Source organism: Dyadobacter sp. CY312, assembly GCF_021390535.1.
Taxonomy (GTDB): Bacteria; Bacteroidota; Bacteroidia; order Cytophagales; family Spirosomataceae; genus Dyadobacter.
In genome coordinates this window covers 123,067-146,180 of record NZ_JAJUXG010000003.1, presented here as the reverse complement: position 1 = coordinate 146,180, position 23,114 = coordinate 123,067, and the positions used below count along the sequence as shown (strand labels likewise).

Annotated in this window: 15 protein-coding genes; 5 read left to right on the top strand and 10 right to left on the bottom strand. The window is 42.9% G+C overall.

What is annotated here, in order from left to right:
• Positions 1 to 425: 425 nt before the first annotated feature.
• From LZG71_RS04770 to LZG71_RS04750, 5 genes are all read right to left on the bottom strand, one after another.
• Positions 426 to 1,574 (bottom strand): efflux RND transporter periplasmic adaptor subunit, encoded by a 1,149-nt coding sequence (locus tag LZG71_RS04770; protein WP_233817533.1) that lies wholly within the window; start codon positions 1,572 to 1,574, stop codon positions 426 to 428.
• A 12-nt stretch (positions 1,575 to 1,586) separates the two neighbouring features.
• A complete protein-coding gene (locus LZG71_RS04765) occupies positions 1,587 to 5,948 on the bottom strand; it encodes a CusA/CzcA family heavy metal efflux RND transporter (RefSeq protein ID WP_233817531.1) in 4,362 nt (1,453 codons plus the stop codon).
• A gap of 98 nt (positions 5,949 to 6,046) precedes the next feature.
• Entirely contained in the window at positions 6,047 to 6,424 is a 378-nt protein-coding gene (locus LZG71_RS04760; RefSeq protein WP_233817529.1) for a hypothetical protein, read from the bottom strand.
• An 806-nt stretch (positions 6,425 to 7,230) separates the two neighbouring features.
• Positions 7,231 to 7,554 carry a hypothetical protein gene (locus LZG71_RS04755; RefSeq protein ID WP_233817527.1) on the bottom strand — a complete coding sequence of 108 codons (324 nt, stop codon included), beginning with the start codon at positions 7,552 to 7,554 and terminating at the stop codon, positions 7,231 to 7,233.
• 284 nt (positions 7,555 to 7,838) lie between these two features.
• Entirely contained in the window at positions 7,839 to 9,464 is a 1,626-nt protein-coding gene (locus tag LZG71_RS04750) for an NADP-dependent glyceraldehyde-3-phosphate dehydrogenase (RefSeq protein ID WP_233817525.1), read from the bottom strand.
• 315 nt (positions 9,465 to 9,779) lie between these two features.
• On the opposite strand from LZG71_RS04750, the gene LZG71_RS04745 reads away from it, so the two are divergent.
• Entirely contained in the window at positions 9,780 to 11,642 is a 1,863-nt protein-coding gene (locus tag LZG71_RS04745) for a serine hydrolase (protein WP_233817523.1), read from the top strand.
• Positions 11,643 to 11,678: 36 nt separating this feature from the next.
• Here the strand turns inward: LZG71_RS04745 and LZG71_RS04740 are convergent, their stop codons facing one another.
• Positions 11,679 to 13,010 carry an MATE family efflux transporter gene (locus tag LZG71_RS04740; protein ID WP_233817521.1) on the bottom strand — a complete coding sequence of 444 codons (1,332 nt, stop codon included), beginning with the start codon at positions 13,008 to 13,010 and terminating at the stop codon, positions 11,679 to 11,681.
• Positions 13,011 to 13,339: 329 nt separating this feature from the next.
• On the opposite strand from LZG71_RS04740, the gene LZG71_RS04735 reads away from it, so the two are divergent.
• Together LZG71_RS04735 and LZG71_RS04730 are read left to right on the top strand one after the other, a co-directional pair.
• Positions 13,340 to 15,724: a TonB-dependent receptor gene (locus LZG71_RS04735; protein WP_233818334.1), complete on the top strand. Its 2,385-nt coding sequence runs from the start codon at positions 13,340 to 13,342 to the stop codon at positions 15,722 to 15,724.
• Between the two features lie 315 nt (positions 15,725 to 16,039).
• Positions 16,040 to 16,465, top strand: coding sequence for a response regulator (locus tag LZG71_RS04730; protein WP_233817519.1), 426 nt, complete (start codon positions 16,040 to 16,042; stop codon positions 16,463 to 16,465).
• A gap of 43 nt (positions 16,466 to 16,508) precedes the next feature.
• Here LZG71_RS04730 and arr read toward each other — a convergent pair whose 3' ends face one another.
• Both arr and LZG71_RS04720 read right to left on the bottom strand, forming a co-directional pair.
• Entirely contained in the window at positions 16,509 to 16,946 is a 438-nt protein-coding gene (gene arr / locus LZG71_RS04725) for an NAD(+)--rifampin ADP-ribosyltransferase (protein ID WP_233817517.1), read from the bottom strand.
• 81 nt (positions 16,947 to 17,027) lie between these two features.
• A complete protein-coding gene (locus LZG71_RS04720; protein ID WP_233817516.1) occupies positions 17,028 to 17,921 on the bottom strand; it encodes a DMT family transporter in 894 nt (297 codons plus the stop codon).
• Between the two features lie 99 nt (positions 17,922 to 18,020).
• Between LZG71_RS04720 and LZG71_RS04715 the strand changes: the two genes are divergently transcribed.
• A complete protein-coding gene (locus tag LZG71_RS04715) occupies positions 18,021 to 18,386 on the top strand; it encodes a DUF1801 domain-containing protein (protein WP_233817513.1) in 366 nt (121 codons plus the stop codon).
• Here the strand turns inward: LZG71_RS04715 and namA are convergent.
• Both namA and carB read right to left on the bottom strand, forming a co-directional pair.
• On the bottom strand, positions 18,383 to 19,459 hold the full coding sequence (gene namA / locus LZG71_RS04710) for an NADPH dehydrogenase NamA (RefSeq protein ID WP_233817511.1): 1,077 nt from the start codon (positions 19,457 to 19,459) through the stop codon (positions 18,383 to 18,385). The genes LZG71_RS04715 and namA overlap by 4 nt on opposite strands.
• 97 nt (positions 19,460 to 19,556) lie before the next feature.
• Entirely contained in the window at positions 19,557 to 22,400 is a 2,844-nt protein-coding gene (carB, locus tag LZG71_RS04705; RefSeq protein WP_233817509.1) for a carbamoyl-phosphate synthase large subunit, read from the bottom strand.
• Positions 22,401 to 22,684: 284 nt separating this feature from the next.
• On the opposite strand from carB, the gene LZG71_RS04700 reads away from it, so the two are divergent.
• Positions 22,685 to 23,107: a DUF2251 domain-containing protein gene (locus LZG71_RS04700; protein ID WP_233817507.1), complete on the top strand. Its 423-nt coding sequence runs from the start codon at positions 22,685 to 22,687 to the stop codon at positions 23,105 to 23,107.
• Positions 23,108 to 23,114: the final 7 nt, after the last annotated feature.

Sequence of the window (23,114 nt, the reverse complement as noted above, 5' to 3'; positions counted from 1 at the left end):
CGTGATTTTTTTGGTTCTGGAAGATATGTTACAAAAATGATGCCGCGTATATGAGCCAGGTATTACAGAATAGTTATGATCCTATTTTTGACCAGGAGATTTTAATTAGCAATGTTTTATTTCATTCAGGCGAGATGATACGATTGAGTTTTTCTGATTGATTACAACTAGTTTTCAGTTAAACCCGGATTACGCAAAATGATATTTCGCACCATGAGCTAATGCGTAATCCGGGTTGGAAATCAATTCTTCGGAATTAGTAGTTGCTCCTAGCATATTAAGCACTCTTTTATGAAGAATTATTTTTACATTTCTGTGTGGCGTATAAGGACAGCGGGTTAGGTATTTTTAAATGATTGTACTTAAAATTTAAGGGTTATGATTTTTATTAACCATAACCCTTAAAGAATTAAATACCATTTGTTTCAACCTTCTTCCTCCGTGTTTTTAATCTTCATCAAAAGTGAGTAAGCATTTTTTGTAACTATTTTTGTATTACTATTGATCTTTTCGGACTCAATTTGTTGTTTGCCGTTACTAATTGTCCCAGGCTGAATTTCCAGCATTTCGTAATTTTCACTGCCCTTTTCTATGAAAACATAATGTCTGTTTTCCCATCTCACAACCGCATCTTCAGGTACAGTGAGTGCCTTGTTACTTGTCACTGAAACTTCGCCATTCATAAACATGCCCGGTACCAGAGATGCATTGTATTTATCGAAATGACAATGTACTTCTGCCATCCGGTCCTGATCCAGATTTTTACTAATCAGGATAATCCGGGCCTGAAACTTTTTAGCAGGTTCAGCATTGGTATAGGCAGTTACAATTTGTCCCACTGAAAGCAAACTGAGGTCCTTTTCAAATACGTTTAGAGACAAGTGAATGTCGCGTGGATCAACAAGCTCAAATAGCATATCGGTAGGAGCTGTGTACTTGCCTACGTTCACATTTACCTTCGATACAAAACCATTAATGGGAGAGAGAATGGAAACACTTTTACGAATGTTTCCAGCTGTTAGTTTGGCAGGATTTATTCCGATCAGTTCCAGTTTCTGAGCAAGCGCACTCATAAGAATCCGCTGGGTTTCCATTTCTGATTTTGCCTGCTGAAAAGCTCTGTCACTACTCGCTTTGCTGGCGTTGAGATCGCGCTGCCGTTCATATTCCGTTTCGTTTAACGACAGTTTTTCTTTTGCGGTAAGGTAATCCTGTTGGAGCTGAATAAACTGCATATCTTCCAGTTCTGCCAAAACCTGACCTTTACCCACACGCATTCCCGGTAACATTCTTGTAGATTTAAGATAACCTCCCAGGGGAAAACTCAGGCTAATAGTGCTTTGCGGAGGGACGTCAATTTTGCCCTGGAGTGATAAATGTTCGCTCACACTTTCCAATAAGGGAATCCCGGTTTCTACATCTGCATTCTTAATTTGTGCTGTTGAAAAATGAACAACTTGTTTGGAGTTGACAGAATCTGTCTGCTGGCCCGCGTTCGAAGTTTCATTGTCAGGTTTTGTTTCGCACGACGTTAATAAAATAAAGCTTAAACAGGAAATGATATATGATTTCATAATGGTTTTCTTTTAATAATTGTTCAATTTTAGGAATTGTATAACCGCCTGGTTGTAATTGTCCAGATTGCTGATGTATTCATTTTTAACAGTGATAGATTGTTGCACCAAAAGCGTCCATTGGAGGAAATCAATGTCTCCTGCCTGAAACTGTTTATCAGCTGTTCTAAGAATTATATCAGCATTTTGCAGGCCTTGTTTCTCGAAATACTGCAAACTTTCTTGATATTTTCGAATCAGCTCCGCGGCGTTTAAAAGTTCAGTTTTTAACTGCAATTCAATTTGCTCACTGTCTTTCTGATCCTTTTGCCAGGCTAATTTTGCAGCGGAAATCTTTGCGGATTGCGCTTTAAAAAACAACGGAACCGCAAAACCTGCGCTTACATAACTGAACCGTTTGGAGCCACTGTAATAGCGTTCTTGCCCGCTCACCAGTTGTGTTCCTATCAAACTTTGATTGTTATAACCAAGGATAAATTCAGGGAGCATCCTGGACTTTTCCACCTGCCACCGATAACGGGAAATTTCCTGCTGGCTTTGAGCAAGTTCTATGACGGGTAATCCCTCCACAGAGGAAATTAATTCTAAAGCGGCTGGTGAGTGAGCGATCTTTGGGACTTCGGTATCCGGAATGTAGCGGGTACCATCCTGCAAAAGAAAATTGAACTGTGTAACGACCACATTCATATCATTTGTCAGCATATTCAACTGATTACGCACCTGCATTCTCTGAGACTCAGCAGTCGTTTTTTCAAGAATATTAGCTGCCCCTTTTGTAAAGCGTAGGTTGGATTTGGATTCAAACAGCGTATAAACGCTGTCCGCGTAAGTCAGTAATTTGTGACGCTCGACCAATATCGCATAAGTATAGAACAACTGACGAACGTTACTTTTTACCTCCTGCTCAGTTAGCCGCGTTTGCGCCTGGGTCAACTCAAAACCGGCTCTCAGTAATTTGTGCTGGTTGGAATAAACAGCCGGGAAACTGAAAGTCTGACCAATGCCGATCCTGTTATCATTATTAATACTATTCACTTTCCCATAATCTGCAGTGATGCTGGTTTTTGCAATATCGAAACTGCTGCCCCGTAATTGCTCAGCCGATTTTTCATTCAGCCTTGAACTTTGAATTGACCTGTTTTTTTCAAGGGAAATTTTTATTGCAGTTTCCAGATTAACCGGAACATTAGCCTGCGAATAGCCATTTTGTACGCAAAATAAAATCAATGCAACAGCAACGATCTTTGTCAGTGGCTTTGGTTTTTCGCTACCGAACAAAAGATACAAGGCGGGTAACACAAACAGGGTCAATAGGGTAGCGGTGATTAATCCCCCGATCACAACCGTAGCCAGTGGCCTTTGGACTTCTGCGCCTGCACCATTGCTGATTGCCATGGGGAGAAAACCCAGTGAGGCTACTGCTGCCGTCATCAAGACGGGACGAAGCCGATTTTTAGTGCCGGTTAATACCAGTTGTAATGCGTTGTTTATTACGCCTTCCTTTTTTAGCCGGTTGAACTCTGAAAGCAAAACGATCCCATTCAAAACCGCCACGCCAAACAGTGCAATAAAACCGACTCCGGCTGAAATGCTGAATGGCATTCCCCGTAAGGCAAGTGCAAATACTCCGCCAATTGCGGATAATGGAATAGCAGTGTAAATCAACACGCCATCCCTGACCGAAGAAAATGCAAAATACAACATGATAAAAATGAGAAGCAGTGCAACCGGAACAGCAATCACCAGTCTGTCTTTTGCCTGTTGAAGATTCTCAAACGCACCGCCATAAGTGATGGAATAGCCAGCTTCAAATCGGATTTTCGATTCCACTTTCTGCTGCAATTCCTCAACAATGGACTGTACGTCACGCCCTCGTACATTGAAGCCCACAATGATTCTGCGACGTGTATTTTCCCTCTGAATCTGATTAGGTCCTTCCGTTTCTTTAATGGTTGCCAATTGATAGAGCGGAACCTGAACCCCGCTTGGCGTAGATACAAGCAGTTTTTGAACATCGTTAAGATTTTTTCTGTCGTTATTGCCTACCCGGACAACCAGATCAAACCGTTTCTCTCCTTCGTACACCTGACCGGCGATTGCACCGGCAAATGCAGCATTGATGGTTCGGTTTATATCATCAATGTTCAAGCCGTACTTGGCTATTTCCCTTCGATTGAAATCAATCACAACCTGTGGCATGCCAGTTACTTTTTCTACATACCAGTCAGCTGTTCCTTTTACGGTTTTAGATATGCCGCCAAGCGCTTCCGCATAGCTTGCAAGCTTGTCAAGGTCTTCTCCGTAGATCTTACAGACAACATCCTGTTTGGCACCGGTCATGAGTTCGTTAAATCGCATTTGCACAGGATACTGAAATCCTGTTGTAACGCCCGGGACAATCTCCTGTGCGGTGGCTGCCATTTTTTCAGCGAGTTCAGGGAAAGTTTCAGCGCTTGTCCATTCCGATTTATCCTTCAAAACGATAATCATGTCACCTCCTTCAATAGGCATCGGATCCGTAGGGATTTCAGCACTTCCAATTCTTGAAACGACTTTTTCCACCTCGGGATAGTCCGATTTCAACTTATCAGATATTTTGTTGAAGGCCTCAATCGTGGTGCTTAGGTTGGTTCCCACCAGCAGGCGTGTTTCGGTTGCAAAGTCGCCTTCTTCCAGCTGGGGAATAAATTCTCCGCCCATTTGCATGAAGATGAAAACTGCAACAGCAAACAATGCGAAAGCGGAGGCAATCAGTGTTTTCTTGAATTGAAGCACTGAGGACAAAACCCCGGAATAGAAGTTTTCCAGTTTCATCATGATACGATCGGATAGATTCGGTTTGTGTGAAATACGCTTGCTGATGAACATTGCGCTCACCATGGGTACATAAGTCAGCGAGAGTATGAAAGCACCCAATACAGCGAAAGCAACAGTTTGCGCCATGGGTTTGAACATTTTTCCCTCAATTCCGGAAAGAGAAAGGATGGGCAAATAGACGATCAGGATGATAATCTGGCCAAATACGGCTGCGTTCATCATGCGTGAAGCCGAGCCTGAAACCTCGCGATCCATTTCCTGCTGCGATATCTGACCGACGGTTGCGTATCTTTTTGAAAAATGAAGATGGTGTAAAATGGCTTCAACAATAATAACGGCTCCGTCCACAATCAGCCCGAAATCCAGCGCACCAAGGCTCATCAGGTTGCCACTCACGCCAAAGAGATTCATCATTGAAATTGCAAAAAGCATAGACAACGGAATGACGGACGCGACTATTAAACCCGCACGGAGGTTACCAAGGAAAAGCACCAAAACAAGCACAACGATCAGCGCACCTTCGATCAGGTTGGTCTCGACCGTCCCAATGGCGTTGTTGACCATTTTGGTACGGTCAAGAAACGGTTCTATTTCCAAACCTTCCGGCATTGTTTTCTGAATTTCGGCTACCCGTTGTTTTACATTCCTGATTACTTCTGACGAATTGGAGCCTTTCAGCATCATCACAATTCCGCCGGAGAGTTCCCCTTTTCCAGACATGGTCAGCGCTCCGTATCGTATGGCAGAGCCCAGCCTCACCTCAGCAATATGGCTGATCAGAACGGGTGTTCCGTTGGCGTTTGTTTTGACGACGATGTTACGGATGTCGTCCATAGAACCTGCGAGACCGACACTCCGGATGTACATCACGGTAGGTCCTTTTTCAATGTAAGCCCCACCTGTATTTTGGTTGTTCCGGCTCAATGCATTGAAAACTTCATTGATGGAAAGATTGAGTGCCTTTAAATTCGAAGGCATTACCGCCACTTCATACTGTTTGAGGTCGCCGCCAAAAGTAGATACATCGGCTACACCCGCAGTTCCCAGGAGCTGTCTTCGCACGATCCAGTCCTGTGTAGTCCGAAGGTCGGCAAGGGAATACTTGGTTTCGTAGCCTTTTTTTGGTTTGATCACGTACTGGTAAATCTCCCCAAGACCAGTAGTGGCGGGTGCGAGCTGCGGCATACTCGCATTTTCATTGATCTCCACCTGCGCAAGTCGTTCGGTAACCTGTTGCCTTGCCCAGTATACGTCATGTTCGTCTTCAAACACGATTGTAATGAGCGACAACCCAAAGCGGGACATGCTTCTGCTTTCCTGTAAACCAGGAATATTGCTGATCGCCTGTTCAATGGGGAAGGTGATCAGCCTTTCAACATCCTCGGCGCCAAGTGCGGGTGCGGAAGTGATGATCTGAACCTGATTATTGGTGATGTCGGGAACCGCATCGATGGGCAATTGGGTGACCTGATATGTGCCGTAGACAATCCACAGCAATATGAATATCCCAATCGCCAGTTTGTTAGTAACTGAAAATTGAATGATTTTGTTAAGCATAACGAGCTATTAAATAGATACATAGCAAAATAGCCACACATGCTCAGCGGTGAGCCGGCACGAATGGGTTGGGCATGACTTACCCTAAAATGTATGTATTAAGCTCGTGGGGGACGAAAGAGAGAGCCCAGGGCAGCGTTGTAATTTCCCTGTGGTTTGTCGGGGCCGTAATGTTGTTCTACTGGCCAGGTGGTATATTTAAAGATAAATGTGGCAGTGGAAAACGTAGGAATAAAATTGATGTGCTGGATTTCAAATTTTTTGAACGGCAGCTGCATATCCTTTTCATCGTCATTGTCGTCCAGATCGTCGCCCCAATAATGCATAGACAAAAAGTCAACAAAACTGATGTTTTCGTTGATGGCCTTGTGCTCGGTATAGTGGCGGATTAGAGACGGAACTTTCAGCAACTGATACAGAGGAGATGTATCAAGAATCACAAAGGTCAGGATGATATGTAGCAGAAAGTTTTTCAAGCCACTAAAATAAGCGATCTGGTCCTGCTTTGCAATTAAAAATGTAGTTTACTAGTGACATTGTTTCCAATTTGATGCGAACCATCGAATTATTGGAAACGAAAGTAAAGCCTGCGGTGAATAAGGCGTTGGGCTAGCTGTGGGCTGTTAGCTTTTCGCCAGTGAATCTAAGCATCTTGCGCTATGCAGGAGTGATCGGAGAGCAGCTGCTGACAAACTGCTTTATGATTGATGATAATAAGGAGGAAAACCGTTGAACTGCCAGGTAACAATAGGTTCAAAGACTAGAGAGAAGAAAAGTGGCAAAAATATGCACTAGTAGCCAGGTGATAATTATAGCAGCAGTTATCCAAACTTTATATTTCCAGGGATGGTGTCGAAGTATATATGTAATTCCAATGGTCAGGGTAATTGCAATGAAAAACGAAAGGATATGGTGACTGAGCGGAGTTCTATTACTAGGCATTATTTTTCGGATCAATAATAAACTGATTGAGTCCAGGCTGAAATAATTAAACATGTAAAGCCAAAAGCCCCATTTTCGTTCTTTTTGCTGGGTCTGTTCCATATCTACCGTTCGTTTTCTGTCTTGTTATACTTGCGAAGTTTGATAAACGAAGATAATAATCGCTTGTTCAAAAACAAGGATTTCGCTAAAGTCAAATAGTCATCTTGTTCTGTGGTCTATCGCAATATGTGGAAGGATTATACGGATAAAAGACACAAAAATATGGGCTTGGAACCGGAGGTGCTAACAAGCAGCATTACTGAAGGCAACGTCGCTGCCAAACAAAGTAATGAGTTAATTATGGATATTTTTTCTTGTCGTAGGCTTGGTCTATTATGCTGCAACTACCGTCTTTTTTAATAACCAACGTTCCGAAATCATCTGATGAACAAGAGGCTTCACCGTTACCCGACTTCTCATAAACAACACATGTTAGCTCTGTAATCTCACCTTGTGTGTTTCGTTTGATCACTTGAATGTCTGTCTTTAAACCATATTCTTTTTGCATTTTACTTTTTGCGGCTTCTATTTGTTTGTCAGAAGTTGTCCTCGTGATTGTAATTCCCTCAGAGAATAGGCTGGACTGCAACATAAGCAGGCTTAAAAGTAGGCTGGATATCATGATTTTTAGCTGTTTGATTTAGTGAATATGATTAGAGGAAACTACTTGGAAAAGTTTTGACGAAGAGCTATTAGATTGAAAACTCCTTTGGATGTTATCTTTTGCTGAATCTAAAAGCTGAATAAAATTATGAAAATCTATTAAAAAATATAATTAAATGAAAAGGAACTCAGCTCCCTTTTCAAGCCGTTAAAGGTTTTCAGGTCAAGCAGAGCGTGTTTCACAAAACAAAAAAGCGACTGTTCCCCTCTCCGGAAACAGTCGCTTGCGTTATTTTATCCAATCTAAAAAATAAACTTCGTACTCAAAAAGTTGGAAGTGTCCTGATGTACAATGTCATTGATCAAGGTTTTGTTGGTGTCGTTCATTTTGAAGGCTACCAGCGAACGGATTGAGAATGAGCGAATGGCATCGGCTACGGATAAGGTACCTTCGGCGCTGTCTTTTCTTCCCGTGAATGGGAATACATCCGGCCCGCGCTGGCACTGGCTGTTGATATTTACCCGACTCACCTGGTTCACCAACGGATCGATCAACGCAGCCACCTCATTGGCATTGTCACTGAAAATACTTACCTGCTGTCCGTGTGTAGCTTCGATCAGATATTCAATTGTTTCTTCCAGATCATCGAAAGGAACCACGGGTACAATAGGGCCGAACTGCTCTTCGTGATACAGTTTCATGTCTTTATTGACAGGATAAACTACTGCCGGATAAAAGAACGATCCCGCGGAAGTGCCGCCGTTTTCGTTCACCACTTTTGCGCCATGAGCCTGGGCGTCGGTGATACAGGTATTGAGGTAATCAATTTTATTCGGTTCCGGAAGTGGCGTTAGAGAGACCCCTTTTTTCCAAGGCATGCCATATTTCAATTCCGCCACTGCAGCAGTAAATTGTTGCAGGAATTCGTCGGCTATGCTTTTATGCACCCAAACAATTTTCAAAGCAGTACACCGCTGACCATTGAATGACAAAGATCCCATGAGTGTTTCTTTCACGGCAAGTTTGATGTCGGCATGGGCGGTGATGATGGCTGCGTTTTTTGCATCCAGTCCCAAAACGGCTCTCAAACGGTTTACTTTCGGATGTTGCTTCTTGAGTTCATTCGCAACTTTGCTGGATCCGATCAGCGTCAGCACATTTATTTTTCCGGATTGCATCAGTCCCGGAACGATTGTATTACCGCGACCATAAATGATATTCACCACGCCTTTTGGAAAACAATCCCTGAACGCTTCCTGCAAAGGATAATGTAACAAAGTCCCGAACTTCGGAGGTTTGAAAAGTATCGTGTTACCCATTATCAGGGCTGGAATGAGGGTTGTGAAAGTTTCGTTCAAAGGATAATTGAACGGTCCCATACACAATACCACACCCAGTGGAGACCTGCGAACCTGTGCCGCTATACCGTCCACGATATCGAATCCTGACGAATCACGATCAAGGTTTTTTAATGAATCGATGGTCGCATAAATGTATTCAACGGTCCGGTCAAACTCCTTCACCGAATCAGCAAACGACTTGCCAATTTCCCACATAATGAGCTTGACAATAATGTCTTTTTGCTCGATCATTTTTCCTGTGAATTGTTCCACACAATGAATGCGTTCAGCAACACCCATGATTGGCCATTCACCACGACCATTGTTGTAGGCGGCGACAGCGGCAGCAAGCGATTCCTGCGCTTCGTTTTCTCCGCACACCGGATAACTGCCGATCAGCACACGTTCCAGACCATTTTCTGACTGTGTACAAATGGGCGAAAATACCTCGTGAACCTGTCCATCCCAGGCTTTCATTTCACCATTGCTCAGGTACTCCCGCTGGTGAACCTGCCCGGGTAGCCGGTACTCTTCCGGAATGTCTTCGGACCGGGGGAAAATGTTTTGTAACGTAGAACTAAAATCCATTGTCGTCAAAGGGGTTTTAAATGCTTAATATTAAGTTGGATATTATATGTCTGTTTGACAATTATAACAAAGCTACGAGTATTCGATTCATACTGCTTATCATCCTAAAAAATTATAAACTTATTCCGGCGTTGCAGCAAATTTTCTAATGAGCAAATAGACTAAAACCGATGACTATATTCCGGGTATCTGTCCCTTACACGCAGCGTCATTTACATTGAATGGAACGCAATGCCCGTTTGTGTAATAATGGATTTGGAACGAGTGTGTTATGCCTAATATTGGGACCAGCAAGGCACATAAAACCACTTAACCATGAATAATCCCTCTTTTCTTTTAAACTACGTAACCAACAGAAGGAGGTTATTTTATGCTTTTGTTCTGATTGTTTGCATGATGAGTTCAACACTTGCTCAAACAAATGGTGATTTAAAAAGGGAAATTGAGACAGCACTCAATGAAGAGGGTTTGACAGGTGCAGTATGGTCAATTGTTGATGCAGATGGACGAGTAACAATTGATGCAGCAGGTGTAAAAAACGGAAAAAGCGGTGCGCTTTTGAAATCAACGGACCGGGTCCATGTTGGTTCCATTACAAAAACAATTCTTGCGGTTGGCATGCTGAGGCTTGCCACTGAAAATAAGATTGATCTTGATGAGCCGGCAGGGAAGTATTTACCAGAATTGCAATTCAATAATGCCTGGGAAGCAAGTCATCCTGTAACAATACGACATTTAATGGATCATGCTTCTGGTCTGACAGACATACGGCTTTGGCAAATATTTAGTGAAAAGGCAGATCCGGATTCACCTCTTGCATTCACTTTCACAAAAGACAAAAGTGTTTTAAATATCCAATCTCAGCCGGGAACAATGTTTTCCTATTCCAATATGGGCTACACACTACTGGCAATGATCATTGAGAATGTTACAAAAGAAAGGTATGAAACCTATCTGGATAAAAATCTCTTGCAGCCTTTGGGTATGAAGAACAGTACTTTTCAATTTGTGACACAGTCGGGGGATAATGCAGATTCTATGCTGGCTTACGGTCATCTGGACGGGCAGGTTATCCATCCGGCATTACCTATGTATGTTCGCCCGGCAGGACAGTTTACAACGACGGCATTGGATATGACTTTATTTGCCAAATTTTTAATGAGTGACGGCAGAATAGGAGAAAAGGAGTTTGTGAAAACAGCCTACTTACGCCAAATGGGACAGCCGCAACTTACTGCGGCAAAACAAAATGGATTGCAGACTGGCTACGGTTTGGGAGCAATGAGAAGAGACAGAAATGGGCAGGTTGGCTTGGCGCATTCAGGCAATATTGTGGGTTATCATGCCATGTTGTATTGGTTTGCTGAACAGAAAAGGGCATTTTTTATTTCCCACAACATGGATAGTGAAACCGCAAATTATGAGCGCTTCAATGACATTCTGATCCGATATTCAGGGTTAGATAAACCAACAGTTGATCCGGCAAAAAAGCTTCCTTTGAAAAGTACAGTGAACTGGTCTGGTTACTACATTCCCGTATTTTCGAAAGTAGAGCCGCTTGCTTATTTTGACGTTTTATCTTCATTTAGTAGAGTGCGTGTAAGAAATAATTTCGTTTCTATCCAACCATTCCAGAAGTCTGAAAAGACGTTGATTCAAACCGTACCAAACATTTTTCGTTCAGATGGAAAGGTAGAGAACTCACAGGTGTTTTATCAGGATAGCGAAGGGGAATCTTTCTTTTCGGATGGATTTTCTACTCATAAGAAAATCAATGGTTTTTATCTTTTAGCACATTGGATCAGTTTCGCTTTGGGAGGTTTCGGGCTGATCTATCTGCTCATTTCAGGAGTTGTGCAAACTATAAAATCTCCGAAGCAGATCTTCTCCAAATCCATTTCAGGAGGTTTTGTTGGCGTTATTTGTCTTTTAATACCAATCCCGTTTTTCCTTAGGCAATCATTTGTGGCTTTGGGTGATCAAAATGTAGCGAGTGTACTATTGTTTATTTCAACTGCAATATTGCCGGTCGGGCTGGCAATTTCGGTTATACAATTCTTAAAAAAGGGAACGCCAAAATGGCAAGACCGGATGGCTCTTGCTGCCGTTTTGTTTTCGCTGCAATGGTTACTGGTATTGTTGTACTGGAATCTTATTCCGTTTAGACTCTGGGTTTAGCGTATTTAGGGAGGCAAACCTCTGCAAAATTATATCCTAAACAGCTTCGTTCCGCTTCGTCATTTTGAAAAAACGTGTGATCAGGAAAATGGATGCGAGGGTCAGGCCCATAATGAGCCCCAGCCACATTCCGGGAGCGCCCATGTCGAACTGGAAAGCAAGAAGATAACCAAAAGGAATACCCACAACCCAGTAGGCAATTCCAATGAGCACGGTTGGTGTTTTTACATCCTTGATCCCTCGAAGCAAACCCGCGCTGATAGCCTGAGTGCTGTCCGAAATCTGGAAAACTGCTGCAAACAGAAGCAAGTATGCCGCCATTTCCAAAACCATGACATTGTCGTTGAAAGCTTTTGGAAGCTGATTTCTGAAAACGGCAAATCCTATTGCGCAAACGATACCGTATATAAGCGCGGTGTATATTGTACTTTTTCCAATAACGAAGATTTTTTTCCAATCGCCACGGCCAAAGGCATTACTTACCCTGATGGAGCCGGCCTGTGCCAGTCCCATCGAAACCATGAAGGTGAAAGATGCACAACTTAGCGCAATTTGATGCGAAGCCTGAGCCACCGCTCCAAGGGTACCAATGATGATTCCTGAAACCGCAAAAGCACCTGCTTCCATACCAATTTGCATACTGCTCGGTACGCCAATGTGAAGCAATTCGCGAATGGTTTTAGCCTTCAGATACCATTGGTTTTTGCTTACAGCAATGTATTTACTAAAAGTTTTATGTTTAAGAATAACCACGCCTAATGCCAGAAACATGCAGGTACGCGTAATAAGCGTAGCCCACCCGGCACCTACAAGTTCCAGTCTTGGGAAACCCCAATTGCCATAAATCAGCAACCAGTTGAGAAGAATATTGAGTGGCATTCCGGCAAGAGACAGAATCATTGCGGTGCGGGTATATTCCAGCCCGTCTGCAAACTGCTTCAAAGTCATGAAAAGCAACATTGGAATAATGGAAAGCCCCATAAGCTGCATAAATGGCATGGCAAGTTCCACCACTTCCGGATCCTGTCCCAGGTGGTGTAAAAGGTCTTTTCCAAAAACCAGCGTGAAAGAAATAGCCAGCGCTGTGAGTGCGCAAAGGCAAAAACCATTAAAAAGATAATGCGAGACAAGCTGCGCGTCGCGGCGGCCATGTGCCAGAGACACCATCTGAGAAACAGAGATCGTCATCCCGATTCCAATTACAAACGGAATATTCATGGCGTTGATCACCAATGCAGCAGCAGCAAGTTGTTTATAACTAATGGCTCCCACCATGGCGCTATCAATCAGGTGAAGTGCCATTTGGGCTAATTCACCAATAATGATAGGGAGTGCTAATCTGATTGTTTGTGATGCTTCGTTTTTCATGGCCTGCGCAATTCGGTACTAAAAAGTCTGCAAAGGTACGGAAGTTTGTGCGAAGCAGAGGCCGAATAAAGAAGATATTGGCGTATTGGTAAAATTTCAGTGGGTTTTATCGTTCTCCGATTTTTCATATCGGGACAATGCAGCATAATGTCGTCTCACTACAAAGTTTATAGAGTAAAATCAGCAGCTTCGCAGGTTTCTATATATTGAATCCTGACTAACACATATTCGGACAATAATTACAAATCAGCATAATGAAATTGATAAGGCAGAAGTCTGTTACAAAAGAATCCGGGTATAAGTGCGCATGGCTACCTTTGCTGTTAATTATGCTGCTGGGCTTAAACGATGCTTCGGGGCAGGCGGATAAAGTAAAAATAATAGGAAAAATTGTTGATAGTCAGGGAAATGCCCCGCTGGGATATGGCAGTGTTCGATTGTTTAAATCGACAGACAGCAGCTTTGTTGCGGGAGCGATTACAGACGAAACCGGTGGATTTGTGGTAGATATTGTTACAGGTAACTATTATGCTTTGTCGGAGTTTATTGGTTACAAGCCTCAGTTCACATCCGGTATCAGATTAGCAGCCGGAACGGCATCACACGATTTGGGAATAATCAAACTAACGGCGTCTGCCAAAAATTTGCAGGAAGTAACCGTTCAGGCTGAGAAAAGTACAATGGAACTCGCTCTTGATAAAAAGATTTTCAATGTAGGGAAAGACCTGGCCAACGCTGGTGGTACCGCCGTGGATATATTGACTAACGTTCCTTCTGTGGCAGTGGACGTAGAAGGTAATGTGAGTTTGAGAGGGTCGGGCAATGTGCGGATACTGATAGATGGAAAACCTTCGGGGCTGGTGAGTTTGAAAGGAGGAAGTGGTTTGCAACAATTGCAGGGCAGTATCATTGAGCGTGTGGAAATCATCACGAATCCTTCGGCCCGCTATGAAGCGGAAGGTATGGGTGGGATTATTAACATTGTTTTGAAAAAGGAAAGAAAGGAGGGCTTCAATGGATCTTTTGATATTATCACCGGATATCCTACCAACTACGGAGCGGCTGCGAATGTCAACTATCGTAAGAAAAACCTGAATTTCTTTATCAACTACACCATGTCGTTCAGGAATACGCCAGGACGTAATGATGTGTACCAGGAAACCTACCGCAACGATTCAACTTTCATTATGCAACGTGATATGGAAAGTAAGCTGCGGGGGATGAACAACAGCGCGCGGGGGGGAATTGACTATTATTTTAATACGAAGAATGTTTTAACAGGAGCCTATACCTGGCGTACGAGCAAAGGGAAGCGTTTTTCTACCTTGAAATACAGTGACTACCTTTTTGATATCAGCAATCCTACCGGGGTAACAATTCGTACGCAGGATGAAACGGAGACCGAGCCTAATTCGGAATATGCCATAACTTATCGTAAAACTTTCGACCGGAAGGGGCGTGAGTTCACCGCTGATGTGCGTTATCTCGACAACTGGGAAAATTCGGACCAGTACTACAATGAAAATGTATTTAAGCCCAATGGAAGTCCGTCCGGAATTCCTCCGCTGCTGGAACGTGCTCTGAATTTTGAAACAGAAAAACAACTTCTTTTTCAGGTTGATTATGTGCACCCTTTTGGAAAAGACGGGAAACTGGAAGCAGGACTTCGCAGCAGTAGCCGTGATATGACCAACGACTATTCTGTAACCCGAAGAAATGAGAGTGGTGGCTGGGATGAACTGGCGAATCTTACAAATGATTTTTTATATGAGGAGAATATCAATGCAGCCTATGCCATTATGGGCAACAAGTCTGGTAAATTTTCCTATCAGGTTGGGTTAAGAGGAGAGTGGACAGGCGTTACTACCGAACTCCGCACAACGAAAGAGGTAAACGACAGGAATTATGCCAATTTGTTTCCGAGTGCGCACGTTACGTATGATCTGGCAAAGCAAAATGCGATTCAACTGAGTTTTAGCAGAAGGGTGAGGCGGCCGCAGTACAACGATCTTACCCCCTTTGCCACATATAGCGACAATCGCAACTATTGGAGCGGAAACCCTGACCTTAATCCCGAATTTACCAACGTTTTTGAAGGTGGCCACATCCGCTATCTCGACAAGGGCTCCATCACTTCTTCTATTTATTATCGACATACAACCGGAAAAATCACAAGCATAAGACGCGTGCAGGACAACGGAAATTCTTACACAAGACCGGAAAACCTTGGAATCGAAGATGCTTACGGAGCTGAATTCACCGGTTCACTGGTACCTTATAAGTGGTGGAAACTGGATGGAAGCGTCAATTTTTTCAGGGCAATAACGGATGGGACCGATGTGGATGAAGATTTTCAAAGTGATACATACAGTTGGTTTGTCAGAATGATGTCGAGATTTACGCTCTGGAAATCGACGGATGTTCAGTTTCGAGGCAATTACGAAGCACCGCAACAAACACCTCAGGGTAGGAGAAAGGCACTTGCTACGCTGGATCTGGCTGCAACAAAAGATATTCTGAAAGGAAACGGAACACTTACATTGAGCGTGATTGATGTTTTCAATTCCCGACGTTTCCGATCTGTTATGGAAGGCTCCAATTTTTATACAAGAACCAATTCACAAGGGAGATTGAGACAAATTAATCTGACGCTGAATTACCGCCTTCACCAGGCTAAGAAAAAGCCAAAGGAGGGTATAGACGGCGAGTTTTGACAAGTGGGGATACTTTAAACCAGTGTGCTCGAATTGATGCCGGAGAATTATCTTACGAAGTCAACCGTTATCTTTTTATTAAGAAGGTTATAATTTCTATTGCTGGATGGATTATAATTTCTATATTTATGTAGAAATACATGATATTCAATGTTTTGAAAACGTATTAGTTCTATTCTTCTTTTACAACCCCTCGTCTTATTTACTTATAAGTGACTGCCTTTTTTAGATTAATTGTTCATCGTTTAGGTCAATTAGTTTGAGGAAAGGTTTATGTTATAATTTTCTAAACGATCAATAATCCAGGCTGTAACAATGAAAACAAAATCAATATATCTTGCAGATGATGACGCTGATGATTGCATGTTGTTTGAAGAAGCGCTCAGGGAGGTTTGTGATCATACAGAGCTAACCACAGCTTATGACGGGGTAGAGTTAATAAATCTGATGGAGACTACTGTTCCACCATCCCCGGATGTTATTTTTCTGGATTTGAATATGCCAAAGAAAAATGGGTTCGAATGCCTGGAACACATCCGCAAAACTGTGAAATGGAAAGATATTCCGATAGTGATATTCTCCACATCGGGCCAGGAAGATATGATTAAGTCTGTTTATGAAAAAGGTGCCAACTATTTTATCCGAAAACCGGGATCATTTCCCAAGTTGAAGCAGGCCATTCGCCAAATCCTTGATATCGACTGGACAAAGCACAGTTGGAATCCTTCTCTGGCAACCTAAAAGTTTATTATAGTAGAAGCAGTACTGATACTCACGAATCTCATCAATTAATTATTTCTGCTTTGGGATCCGCGTTGATTGCGGCGATGTTTTCGCGCCATTTTTTGAGCTCTTCGGGCGTTTGTCTCACCCAATCTGTTAATTCACCCACGATTTTTAATGGTGCCTCGCTGCGATAGGAGCGTGTAGGATTGCCATGAAATTTCTTGTCTGTCACATTCGGGTCATTTACAAAGCTACCCGTTGGCTCAACGATGTAAACACGCTCCGGTCCATCACCGCTGGCCAAAGCTGCAGCGAGTCCTGCACCATTGGGCAATGCTGTAAAATAGATGTGATTCATTATGATTTCAGGTTTGTAATTTGACCTGAATCCGGCAGTCAGCAAATCGCCAATTTGCAAATTTGCTCTCGTTCCATGATAAAAGGGACCGTTGTCTACAACTTCTGATCCATCAAATGCGATTGTTTTACTTTCCATCTTTGATATTGTTTTGAGTCTCCGTTAATCCAGTCATTTTTGCATTTGCATATTGGTTTTTCAAATGCACCCGTAGTTCCTTTATAAATTGTCAGATAATAAAGAATCTCCTTCCGGACCAGGCTTGGGTTGTCTTTTAAAGGTGATCGCAATCCCGAGAAGAATCACCAACCCGCCAAGAATCATTTGCAACGTAAACTTCTCATTGATAAAAATCCAGGCCAATAGCCCGGTTACTACTGATTGGCTCAAAAGGCTTAGAGAAACCCGTGTAGCATCCATTTTATGAACGGCATAACTAATAGCGAGCCAACCCAACAGCTGACAAACAATGCCCTGTATTGCCAAGACACCCCATATTTGTGGTTCAAAATTCCATAATGGTTCGTTTGCCAGGATGCAAATCACCAGCAGATAAATGCTTGAAACGCCCATGCTGTAAGTCATAAAACTGACGATGTTCATGCGGTTCAAAACAGTTTTGCTGATCAGCATATAGCTTGCGTAAAGAATACCGGAAAGTACTGCCAAAAGAAAACCTTTGTCGAATCGCATGGAAGCAAAAGTATCGAAGCCGATGAGTATCACCAACCCAACAAGAGCTGTGAGCGTGCCGATCCAAAAACGTGCAGTGGGTTTGTCGGGCAGGAAAAGAAAAGAAGCAACTCCAACCCAAACCGGGGCTAAATTGGTTAACAACGTCGCCTGAGTGGCATTTGAATACTGTATGGACAGGTTCCATACCGCAATATCACTTCCAAACAAAATACCACAGATAATAATTGGAACCCATTGCGCAGGAGCAGGTTTTACCAATTTTTTCCTGATCAGTACAAATGGCAGCAGACAGATGAAACCAATGAACATGCGATAAAACGCAGAACTGATTCCCGATACAGGAGCCCATTTTACCAAAACAGGAAAAATACTGATAAATAATACACCTAAAACAAGGCTTAAACGCGGACTGATCATGATATTGAATTTCAATACAAAGATAGCGATTGCAGTAGCATAGCTGATGAGTGGTATATCTATTACTTTTATAGGAACTCGTACAAGATTTAAATAAATATGATCAGGGATATAGAAAACTACTTTTTACAAAAAGAAGAACCTGTAAAGAGTTGTTTATTGGCACTGAGGCAATTGGTAATGCGTCAACACCGCGACGTGGAAGAAGTGTGGCGTTACAAAATGCCCTTTTACTGCCTTCAAACGGATGCGAAAACCAGCAGGAGATTTTGTTATTTATGGGTTGAAAAGAAAACCAATTTACCATACATCGGGATTGTGGATGGCAACCTTATCGAACATCCTGATCTGCTTTCTGAAAAAAGATCCCGAATGAAAATTCTGCTGATTGATCCTGAAAACGATTTGCCTGTTGAAAAGATCAATGTGATTCTCCAACAGGCAATTGCATTGTGTCAAAACTAACTTTTGTGCGGTTTGGCTCTTTCGTATTGAATCGGCCAGGTTATATTTTCATCTAATTCGATGGCTGCATGAATCGGAAAATAAGGATCTCTTAAAAATTCTCTTGCCATGAATATCAGATCGGCTTGCCCGTTTTCGAGAATGCTTTCTGCTTCTGCCGGTGTGGTAATGAGTCCGACCGCGCCTGTAGGTATACCCACAGCCTTTTTAATTTCAGCGGCAAACGGAACCTGATAAAGAGGTTTGACTGGAATTTTCTGATACGAAACCAAACCTCCGCTTGATACATCAACGAGGTCTATCCCTTTTTCGAGCAGTAGCTTTGACACCTTAACAGACTGCTCAACATCCCAGCCATTTTCGGCCCAGTCTGTTGCTGAAATCCGTACGATCAGCGGAAGTTCCTCCGGCCACACGCTTTTAACAGCATCAATTATTTCCAACAACAACCTTACACGGTTTTCGAAACTACCTCCGTATTCATCCGTTCTGGTGTTGCTTAACGGGGACAAAAACTGATGAATGAGGTAGCCATGTGCAGCGTGGAGCTCAATCACCTTGAAGCCCGCTTTGTAAGCACGAATGGCAGCCGATGCGAAATCTTTTATTAAGGCACCAATATCATCCAACGACATTTCCAAAGGTGCATCATCACCTTGGTTAAGAGGAATAGCCGACGGAGCCAGTGTTTTCCACCCTCCATCGCTTAATGATACTTGTCCACGCCCTTTCCATGCCGCATTGGTACTTGCTTTCCGTCCGGCATGGGCAAGTTGTATACCAGGAACAGCGCCGTGTTCAGATATAAAACGGGTGATCTGACTCAGTTTTTCGATGTGTTCATCAAGGTAAATTCCCAGGTCATCGGGCGAAATCCGTCCAGCCGGCGAAACTGCCGTCGCTTCTGAAATAATAAGTCCCGCTCCTCCAACGGCCCTGCTTCCAAGGTGAACAAGATGCCAGTCGTTTGCAAATCCGTCGACTGAAGAATACTGACACATGGGTGAAACAGCAATCCTGTTTCTGAATGTGATGCTTTTTAATTGAAAGGGAGAAAATAATCTGGATGCCATGTTCCTGGGTTTTTAGTGCCGTTTTAGGTTAGCTGTGCTACTAATACAAAAAAAGCCCGAAGTTGATTCGGGCTTTTTTTAATGTATTTCAAAAAATCTACCGACTTAGATACAGATTTCTTTCGCTGTAAACCTTTTGGAAGAATTCATCTTCCAGGTCGTCAATGAAATAAATCGCTTCACCTGTTGACTTCATTTCTGGCCCTAATTCCTTATTTACATTCGGGAATTTGTTGAAAGAGAAAACCGGGATTTTGATCGCCCAGCCTTTTTTCACAGGATTGAACGTGAAATCGCTCAGTTTTTTATCGCCAAGCATCAGCTTCGTTGCGTAATTTACGTAAGGCTCCTGATATGCTTTGCAAATGAATGGTACTGTTCTTGACGCTCTTGGATTGGCTTCGATTACATACACAATGCCGTTTTTAACAGCAAACTGAACGTTGATCAGACCTTTCACATTCATTGCCAAAGCAATTTTTCGGGTATGTTCTTCGATCTGTCTTACTTCATCGTCCGAAAGGTCGAAGTGAGGAAGTGTTGCATGCGAGTCTCCGGAATGAATTCCGGCTGGTTCGATATGCTCCATCACACCAATGATGTAGGCGTCTTCGCCATCACAGATTGCATCCGCTTCTGCTTCCAAAGCGCCTTCAAGGAAGTGGTCAAGAAGTATGTTATTATCCGGAATGTCGCGAAGGATTTTCACCACATGCTGTTCCAGTTCTTTTTCGTTGATCACGATTTTCATGTTCTGACCACCCAACACGTAACTTGGACGAACCAGCAACGGGAAACCGAGCGTGCGTGAAAGTTCAACGGCTGCGTCAGCGGTTCTCACTGTTCCGAACTTAGGATAAGGAATTCCAAGTTCTTCAAGAAGTGGTGAGAAACGACCGCGATCTTCGGCCCAGTCAAGCGAGTTGTAGCTGGTTCCGATGATCTTGATACCATATTTTTCCAGCTTCTCTGCCATTTTTAAAGCAGTTTGTCCGCCAAGCTGAACAATTACACCTTCTGGTTTTTCGTGCTGAATGATGTCATAAACATGCTCCCAGAATACCGGCTCGAAGTACAGCTTGTCTGCAATGTCCGGATCAGTCGAAACCGTTTCAGGGTTACAGTTGATCATGATGGTTTCGTAACCAGCTTCTTTTGCGGCCAAAACGCCGTGAACACAGGAGTAGTCAAATTCAATTCCCTGTCCGATACGGTTAGGGCCTGATCCTAAAACGACCACTTTCTTCTTATCGCTTACAATCGATTCGTTGTCGGGCATTTCCTGAGACGAATTGAAAGTAGAGTAGTAGTATGGTGTTTTGGCTTCGAATTCAGCGGCACAAGTATCTACACATTTATAAACACGCTGTATACCAAGCTCTTTTCTTCTGTCGTAAACTTTACTTTCCTTGGTATTGATCAAATGCGCAATCTGGCGATCCGCGTAACCCTTCTGTTTTGCGTTAAGCAATAGCTCTTTTGGCAAATCTTCAAGATCAAACTTCTCAATTTCATGTTCCAGTTCGATCAACTCTTCAATCTGACGAAGGAACCATGGATCTATTTTGGTAAGGTTCTGGATTGTTTTGAAAGACAAACCAATTTTGAAGGCATCATATATGTGGAACAAACGATCCCAGCTTGGATGAGCAAGGCTGTATTTAATCGCTTCCTGATCACGTAGCTCGCGGCCATCAGCTCCAAGTCCGTTACGACGGATTTCCAAAGACTGACATGCTTTTTGAAGCGCTTCCTGGAAATTACGTCCAATTCCCATCGCTTCTCCAACCGACTTCATTTGCAGACCCAGTGAACGGTCAGCTCCTTTGAATTTATCGAAATTCCAACGCGGAACCTTAACAATTACATAGTCAATTGATGGTTCAAAGAAAGCCGAAGTACTTCCTGTAATCGGGTTGGTAAGTTCATCCAGATTGTATCCAATTGCCATTTTCGCAGCAATTTTTGCAATAGGATAACCCGTTGCTTTGGAAGCAAGAGCGGAAGAACGGGATACACGCGGGTTAATTTCGATGGCAATAATCATGTCGTCAACCGGATTTACCGAAAACTGGACATTACAGCCACCTGCAAATTTCCCGATTCCATCCATCATTTTGATAGCCAGATCACGCATTTGCTGATAAAGTGTATCCGGAAGTGTCATCGCAGGAGCAACCGTAATACTGTCGCCGGTGTGCACACCCATCGGGTCAAAGTTTTCAATAGAGCAAATGATGATAAAGTTTCCTTTATTATCACGGAGTAGTTCCAGCTCATATTCTTTCCAGCCTGTCACACTTTGTTCTACCAAAACCTCATGGGTTGGAGATGCGTGAAGCCCGTTGTTCAGAGCCTGATCAAAGTCTTCTTCTTTCTCAACAATACCTCCTCCGGTACCGCCCAGGGTAAAAGATGGGCGAATAACCAATGGAAATCCTATTTCCTGAGCAATTTCTTTTCCTTCCAAAAACGACCTTGCGGTGCGTCCCTTACATACGTTTACGTCCAGTTCAAGCATTTTGAGCCTGAACTTCTCACGATCTTCAGTAGTTTCAATTGCTTTAATATCAACACCAATGATGTCGATATTGTACTTTTTCCATACACCCGCCTTATCGCAGTCAATGGCAAGGTTCAATGCAGTTTGCCCACCCATGGTTGGAAGCACAGCGTCAATGGGCTTACCCATTGCAATGTGTTTTTCCAGAATTTTAACGATGGATTTTTTTTCCAGTGGAAGCAGGTACACATGATCCGCACTGATAGGGTCGGTCATGATTGTTGCCGGATTGGAATTGATTAATACTACCTCAACACCTTCCTCACGAAGAGAACGGGCGGCCTGAGAACCGGCATAGTCAAACTCGCACGCCTGACCGATAATAATTGGACCTGAACCGATAATTAGAACGGACTTGATATTCGTATTTTTGGGCACAGTAATAGGTAATTTGTAGAATTGTAGAAAAAACTATTAGCAACTTTCGGTGATGCCTGATGCTTTGTGAGCAGGCCTACGTCCAAAAATTCCACAAAGTTAATTCACATATCGGAAAAAGAACACTTGGGAGTCAGATTTAATATTATTTTTTTAAGAATGCGCCTACGAAGAAATTTATTAAAGGATTGTAGTATACCAAATTTCATTATCAGTTTCTTTGCGGTGAATTTGTAGTTTTCCGTATTCCGCAAAGGTTTTTAACATATTACAGAATTACATCAATGAGCAAATACAAGCCCCTTGTAAAAGGAATAGAAGAAACTTTTCAGATTGGTCAGGATGCTTATTTTACCAGTATTGCACCAATAACCTCTTATGTAGTGTCTTTTGAAGACGATTTTGAAACCGGATATTTTTATGCTGTGACGGTCAATGAGGATATATCCATTCTCGACGCGCTGCATATTTATAATGTGATTGATGTCATTCATCGCGACAAACCGTGCAACCTTAAAGTGATGTGGACCGAAGATGGTACCATTGCTTCATTGCTGATCAACGACTATTGTCAGGCGATTCTCGATTTTAATAAACAGGCAGGATATTGCAGAAATGGCTTTCCGGAAAACAAGGGGCTTTGGTCACAAACAACATCACGACAGCTTACGGACGAGCTTTTGGTAAGTATTATGGCAGCTGAATAGGGCTGAT

Excerpts from the sequence above, each read along its gene's own strand:
- LZG71_RS04770 (WP_233817533.1), bottom strand. The coding sequence starts at position 1,574 with ATGAAATCATATATCATTTCCTGTTTAAGCTTTATTTTATTAACGTCG.
- LZG71_RS04765 (WP_233817531.1), bottom strand. The coding sequence starts at position 5,948 with ATGCTTAACAAAATCATTCAATTTTCAGTTACTAACAAACTGGCGATT.
- LZG71_RS04755 (WP_233817527.1), bottom strand. The coding sequence starts at position 7,554 with ATGATATCCAGCCTACTTTTAAGCCTGCTTATGTTGCAGTCCAGCCTA.
- LZG71_RS04750 (WP_233817525.1), bottom strand. The coding sequence starts at position 9,464 with ATGGATTTTAGTTCTACGTTACAAAACATTTTCCCCCGGTCCGAAGAC.
- LZG71_RS04745 (WP_233817523.1), top strand. The coding sequence starts at position 9,780 with ATGAATAATCCCTCTTTTCTTTTAAACTACGTAACCAACAGAAGGAGG.
- LZG71_RS04740 (WP_233817521.1), bottom strand. The coding sequence starts at position 13,010 with ATGAAAAACGAAGCATCACAAACAATCAGATTAGCACTCCCTATCATT.
- LZG71_RS04735 (WP_233818334.1), top strand. The coding sequence starts at position 13,340 with ATGCTGCTGGGCTTAAACGATGCTTCGGGGCAGGCGGATAAAGTAAAA.
- LZG71_RS04730 (WP_233817519.1), top strand. The coding sequence starts at position 16,040 with ATGAAAACAAAATCAATATATCTTGCAGATGATGACGCTGATGATTGC.
- arr (WP_233817517.1), bottom strand. The coding sequence starts at position 16,946 with ATGGAAAGTAAAACAATCGCATTTGATGGATCAGAAGTTGTAGACAAC.
- LZG71_RS04720 (WP_233817516.1), bottom strand. The coding sequence starts at position 17,921 with ATGATCAGTCCGCGTTTAAGCCTTGTTTTAGGTGTATTATTTATCAGT.
- LZG71_RS04715 (WP_233817513.1), top strand. The coding sequence starts at position 18,021 with ATGATCAGGGATATAGAAAACTACTTTTTACAAAAAGAAGAACCTGTA.
- namA (WP_233817511.1), bottom strand. The coding sequence starts at position 19,459 with ATGGCATCCAGATTATTTTCTCCCTTTCAATTAAAAAGCATCACATTC.
- LZG71_RS04700 (WP_233817507.1), top strand. The coding sequence starts at position 22,685 with ATGAGCAAATACAAGCCCCTTGTAAAAGGAATAGAAGAAACTTTTCAG.